Here is a 5,080-nt window from a genome sequence, read left to right on the forward strand (position 1 = left end):
CCCGCCGGTTCGAAGTCCAGCAACTCGTCGACGCGGAAATCCTCCGGCGATTGCTTGAGCTGGCCCGTGGCCAGCGGCTCGCCATGCGCGCGGGTCACGCGCCAGGGTGGACTGAGCGCGATCAACGCGGTGCGATCGTGGCAACCGCGTGCGCCGCGATGCCTTCCTTGCGACCGATCGGCCCGAGCCGTTCCGTCGTCGTCGCCTTGACGTTGACGCAGCCGGTCGCCAGACCGAGTCCGTCGGCGATGCGGGCGCGCATCGCGCCCACATGGGGTGCGATGCGCGGCGCCTGCGCGACGATCGTCATGTCGCACTGACACGGCACAAACCCCGCTTCATCCAGCGCCGCACGGACCAGTTGCAGCATGCGGTGCCCGGCCAGCCCGGCCCACTCGTCGCTGGTATCCGGAAACAGGCCGCCGATGTCGCCGAGTGCCGCGGCGCCGAGCAGCGCATCCGAAAGCGCGTGAATCAGCACGTCCCCGTCGGAATGCGCGACCAGCCCTTGATCGTGCTCGATACGCACGCCGCCAAGCCAGACATGGTCGCCCGGCCCGAACCGATGCACGTCATAGCCATGACCGACGCGAATCACAGGCGCCCCTGAGCCCGCAGCGATGCCTCGGCCAGCGGCAAATCGTCCAGGTAGGTCACCTTGAGATTGTCGCCATGGCCGTCGACGCAGCGCGGACGATATCCCGCCGCCTCCATCGCCGAGGCTTCGTCGGTGACCAGCGTCCGATCCGCTGTTTCCAGCGCGGCGCGCAGTGTCCCGATCGGAAACACCTGCGGTGTCTGCGCCTGCCAGATGCCGCTTCGATCCAGCGTGCGTTCGCTGCGCCCGTCGACCACCTGCTTCAACGTGTCGCGCGCCGGTGCCGCCAGCAAGGCGCCATCGCGCCCGCGTCGCGCGGCTCGGATCAGGCGGTCCAGATCATCGGGACGCAGACAGGGTCTCGCGGCGTCATGCACCAGTACGAGATCCTCATCGTCTGCGTCGTCCAGGACACTGAGTCCGGCGAGCACCGAGTCGGCACGCGTGGCGCCACCGGTCGTCGTGCTCACGATGGGATGCCGGGCAACCGGCAGGCCAGCGAAGGTTTCATCACCCGGCGCGAGCGCCACGACCAGTTGCTCCAGTTCGGGGTAGTCGAGCAACGGCGAGAGCGCATGCTCGATCACCGTCCGATCGCCCAGCGGGAGATACTGCTTGGGTTGACCCGCATCCATCCGCGAGCCCCGGCCGGCTGCCGGAACCACTGCCCAGAGCATTCAACCGGGCCTAGCGGGAGACAAGCAGGTAGAAGGTTTCGTCTTTTCTGACCATGCCCAGATCGGTCCGCGCACGCCCTTCCATCGCGGCGACACCGGACTTGAGATCATCGACCTCGGCCTCCAATGCCGCGTTTCTGGCTTTGAGTTGAGCATTCTGCTCGGTCATGACGGCGATCTCGGCCTGCTGACGGCGCACATCGGGAATGCCGCCGTCAGCGAACCACAGGCGGTACTGAAAGTACCCCAGAATCAGGAGTCCGGAGATGAGTGCCGCCCTGGCCATGGCTGAATTTTAACCACTTTTATACAAAAATGCGTTCATGCCCGGATAAGTGGCCCGATCGCCCAGTTCCTCCTCGATGCGCAGGAGCTGGTTGTACTTCGCCATGCGGTCGGAACGGGACAGTGATCCGGTCTTGATCTGGGTCGCGCTGGTGGCCACCGAAAGGTCCGCAATCGTCGCGTCCTCGGTCTCCCCCGAGCGGTGGGAAACCACCGAGGCGTAGCCGGCGGCGGTGGCCATGTCGATGGCCCGCAGCGTCTCGGTCAGCGTGCCGATCTGGTTGACCTTGATCAGAATCGCGTTGGCGATGCCACGATCAATTCCCTCCTGAAGAATCTTGGGATTGGTCACAAACAGGTCATCGCCAACCAGTTGCACGCGCTTCCCAAGCTTTTTCGTCAGCGCGTCCCAGCCGTCCCAGTCATCCTCGGCCATGCCGTCCTCGATGGTGACGATCGGGTAGCGCCCCACCAGCTCGTCCAGATAGTCGGCGAACTCATCCGAGGAGAACTTCCGGCCTTCGCCGGCGAGGTTGTAGACGCCGTCGGAATAGAACTCGCTGGAGGCGACATCCAGGCCGAGCAGGATGTCGCTGCCCAGCGAATATCCGGCCTTGTCCACGGCTTCGGCCAGCGCTTCCAGCGCGGCCTCGTTGGACGGCAGGTTGGGCGCGAAACCGCCTTCGTCACCCACCGCGGTATTCATGCCGCGACCGGACAGCACCTTCTTCAGGGCATGGAAGATTTCGCAGCCGTAGCGGATCGCCTCGGAGATCGAGCTGGCACCCACTGGCATCAGCATGAATTCCTGGATGTCGACGTTGTTGTCCGCGTGCTCGCCACCGTTGATGACGTTCATCATCGGCACCGGCATGCCGGTCGCCGAGGCGCCACCGAGATAGCGGTAAAGCGGCTCGCCCTTGTCCTTCGCGGCGGCATGCGCGGCCGCCATGGACACGGCCAGCAGCGCATTGGCGCCCAGGCGCGACTTGTTCTCGGTGCCGTCGGCTTCGATCATCGCCTGATCGAGACCAGCCTGATCGAACACGTCACGACCGACCAGCAGCTTGGAGATTTCCCCGTTCACGTTGCCCACGGCCTGGGTCACGCCCTTGCCGAGGTAGCGAGACTGATCGCCATCGCGCAGTTCCACGGCCTCGCGGGCACCGGTGGATGCGCCGGACGGCACCATCGCGCGACCCATGACGCCAGAGGCGAGATGCACGTCCGCCTCCACCGTCGGGTTGCCGCGTGAGTCAATTACCTGCCGACCAACAATCTTCGTGATTTCAGTCATTTGATCCGTCTACTTCGTGTGAATTCTGATTATTCGGATAGCGGCCAGCTCGGCCGCCGGAAGGCTACAGCCGATCTTCAGCGTAAGGACGCGCCTTAACCGCGCGATCCAGCGCGATCAGCGTTTCCAGCAGTTCGCGAGCCTGCGCCAGGGGCCAGGAGTTCGGCCCGTCGCACAAGGCCTCGTCCGGCTTGGGGTGGGTTTCCATGAACAGGCCGGACACCCCAGCGCCAACCGCCGCCCGCGCCAACACGGGGATGAACTCCCGCTGACCGCCGGAGGCCGACCCCTGCCCGCCAGGCAGCTGCACGGAATGCGTGCAGTCGAACACCACCGGGCAGCCGGTCTCACGCATAGCGGCCAGACCGCGCATGTCCGAGACCAGATTGTTGTAGCCGAACGAGAAACCGCGCTCGCAGAGCATGATCTGCTCGTTGCCGGTGGTCTTCGCCTTGGCGACGACATTGCCCATTTCCCAGGGCGACATGAACTGGCCTTTCTTGAGATTGACCGGTTTGCCCGCGGCCGCGACCCGCCGGATGAAATTCGTCTGGCGGCAGAGGAACGCCGGCGTCTGGATCACGTCGACCACCGCTGCCACTTCCTCGATGGGCGTGTCCTCGTGCACGTCGGTGACCACGGGAACGCCGATCTGCGCCTGCACCTCGGAGAGAATCCGCAGCCCCTCCTCCATGCCCGGTCCGCGGTAACTCGTGTGCGAGGAGCGGTTGGCCTTGTCGAAGGAACCCTTGAAGACGTAGAGAAAACCCAGCTCTTCGGAAATCGCCTTCAGATGTCCGGCAACCTCCAGGCACATCGCCTCGGACTCCAGCGTATCCGGCCCAGCAAGCAGAAACAGCGGCTGGTCTGGACCGACGTCGACGCCGCAAAGCTTCATGCCGCCACCTGCATCCGCTGCGCGCGCGCGGCCTGGATGAACCCGATGAACAGCGGGTGACCATCACGCGGCGTCGAACAGAACTCCGGATGGAATTGGCAGGCAACGAACCAGGGATGGTCCGGCAGCTCGACGATTTCGACGAGGTCGTCGAAATCGGCCACGGCGGAGACGCAGAGGCCAGCACCCTCGATCGCCTCGCGGTAATGGTTGTTGAACTCGTAGCGATGACGATGACGCTCTGCGATGGTATCGCTGTCGTACAGCCGATGAGCCAGCGTGCCGGGCCTGACCGTCGCGCTTTGCGCACCCAGCCGCATGGTTCCCCCCATGTCAGAGTCCTCGGTACGCTGCTCGATGCCTCCCCCTTCGCGGTGCCATTCGGTGACCAGCGCGATTACCGGGTTTTCGGTGTTGCGGTGGAACTCGGTGCTGTTGGCGTCACTCAGGCCGACCACATGGCGCGCGAACTCGATCACCGCGACCTGCATGCCCAGGCAGATGCCGAGATACGGGATCTTGTTCTCGCGCGCGTAGCGCACCGCGGCAATCTTGCCCTCGATGCCGCGCTCGCCGAAGCCGCCCGGCACCAGGATCGCGTCGAAATCCTGCAACAGGTGCGTGCCCTCGGTTTCCAGGCGCTCGGAATCGACGTAGTGAATCCGCACGCGGGTGCGGGTATGCAGACCGGCGTGATCCAGCGACTCGTTCAGCGACTTGTAGGCATCGGCCAGATCGACGTACTTGCCGACCATCGCGACCTGCACTTCCAGATCCTGCTCGTCCTTCATCCGGACGACACGTTCCCACTCGGACAGGTCGGCCGGCTTAACGTCCAGCGCGAAGCGGCGGACGATCAGCTCGTCCAGCCCCTGCTCGTGCAGGCCGAACGGGATCTTCATGATGTTGTCGACGTCGATCGCCGCGATCACCGCGCGCTCGTGCACGTTGGTGAACAACGCAATCTTGCGGCGCTCGGTTTCCGGCAGCGGGCGGTCGCAGCGGCACACCAGCACGTCCGGCTGGATGCCGATGGAACGCAGTTCCTTGACCGAATGCTGGGTCGGCTTGGTCTTCACCTCGCCGCTGGACGCGATGTAGGGCACCAGCGTCAGGTGCATGAAGCAGGCGCGATGCGGGCCCAGTTCCACGCCAAGCTGACGAATCGCCTCCAGAAACGGTAGGGATTCGATGTCGCCGACGGTGCCGCCGATCTCGACCATGCAGATGTCCGCACCCTGCGCACCCTTGCGCACGCAGTGCTTGATCTCGTCGGTGATATGCGGGATGACCTGCACCGTGCCGCCAAGGAAGTCGCCGCGGCG

The 5,080-nt window shown here is 64.8% G+C and carries 6 protein-coding genes; all 6 read right to left on the reverse strand.

All coding sequences use genetic code 11. From position 1 onward, the window contains the following. Window positions 1-121 precede the first annotated feature (121 nt). On the reverse strand, window positions 122-595 hold the full coding sequence (ispF, locus tag ABNS06_RS04785; RefSeq protein WP_348672905.1) for a 2-C-methyl-D-erythritol 2,4-cyclodiphosphate synthase: 474 nt from the start codon (window positions 593-595) through the stop codon (window positions 122-124). Beyond that, window positions 595-1,275, reverse strand: a complete 681-nt coding sequence (ispD, locus tag ABNS06_RS04790; protein ID WP_348672898.1) for a 2-C-methyl-D-erythritol 4-phosphate cytidylyltransferase — start codon at window positions 1,273-1,275, stop codon at window positions 595-597. The genes ispF and ispD overlap by 1 nt, the downstream gene beginning before the upstream one ends. A 10-nt stretch (window positions 1,276-1,285) precedes the next feature. Beyond that, window positions 1,286-1,561: a cell division protein FtsB gene (ftsB, locus tag ABNS06_RS04795; RefSeq protein ID WP_348672899.1), complete on the reverse strand. Its 276-nt coding sequence runs from the start codon at window positions 1,559-1,561 to the stop codon at window positions 1,286-1,288. A gap of 9 nt (window positions 1,562-1,570) precedes the next feature. Further along, window positions 1,571-2,857 (reverse strand): phosphopyruvate hydratase, encoded by a 1,287-nt coding sequence (eno, locus tag ABNS06_RS04800; protein ID WP_348672901.1) that lies wholly within the window; start codon window positions 2,855-2,857, stop codon window positions 1,571-1,573. 64 nt (window positions 2,858-2,921) lie between these two features. Then, a complete protein-coding gene (gene kdsA, locus ABNS06_RS04805) occupies window positions 2,922-3,755 on the reverse strand; it encodes a 3-deoxy-8-phosphooctulonate synthase (protein WP_348672902.1) in 834 nt (277 codons plus the stop codon). Further along, the coding region (locus ABNS06_RS04810; RefSeq protein ID WP_348672903.1) for a CTP synthase at window positions 3,752-5,080 on the reverse strand (1,329 nt) is incomplete at its 5' end. The genes ABNS06_RS04810 and kdsA, both read right to left, overlap by 4 nt.

Origin of the sequence: uncultured Abyssibacter sp., assembly GCF_964000955.1 — a bacterium.
Classification (GTDB): domain Bacteria; phylum Pseudomonadota; class Gammaproteobacteria; order Nevskiales; family OUC007; genus Abyssibacter.

What these genes read in the sequence shown, in the direction of transcription:
- ftsB (WP_348672899.1), bottom strand. Translation starts at nt 1,561, where the DNA reads ATGGCCAGGGCGGCACTCATCTCCGGACTCCTGATTCTGGGGTACTTT.
- ispD (WP_348672898.1), bottom strand. Translation starts at nt 1,275, where the DNA reads ATGCTCTGGGCAGTGGTTCCGGCAGCCGGCCGGGGCTCGCGGATGGAT.
- eno (WP_348672901.1), bottom strand. Translation starts at nt 2,857, where the DNA reads ATGACTGAAATCACGAAGATTGTTGGTCGGCAGGTAATTGACTCACGC.
- kdsA (WP_348672902.1), bottom strand. Translation starts at nt 3,755, where the DNA reads ATGAAGCTTTGCGGCGTCGACGTCGGTCCAGACCAGCCGCTGTTTCTG.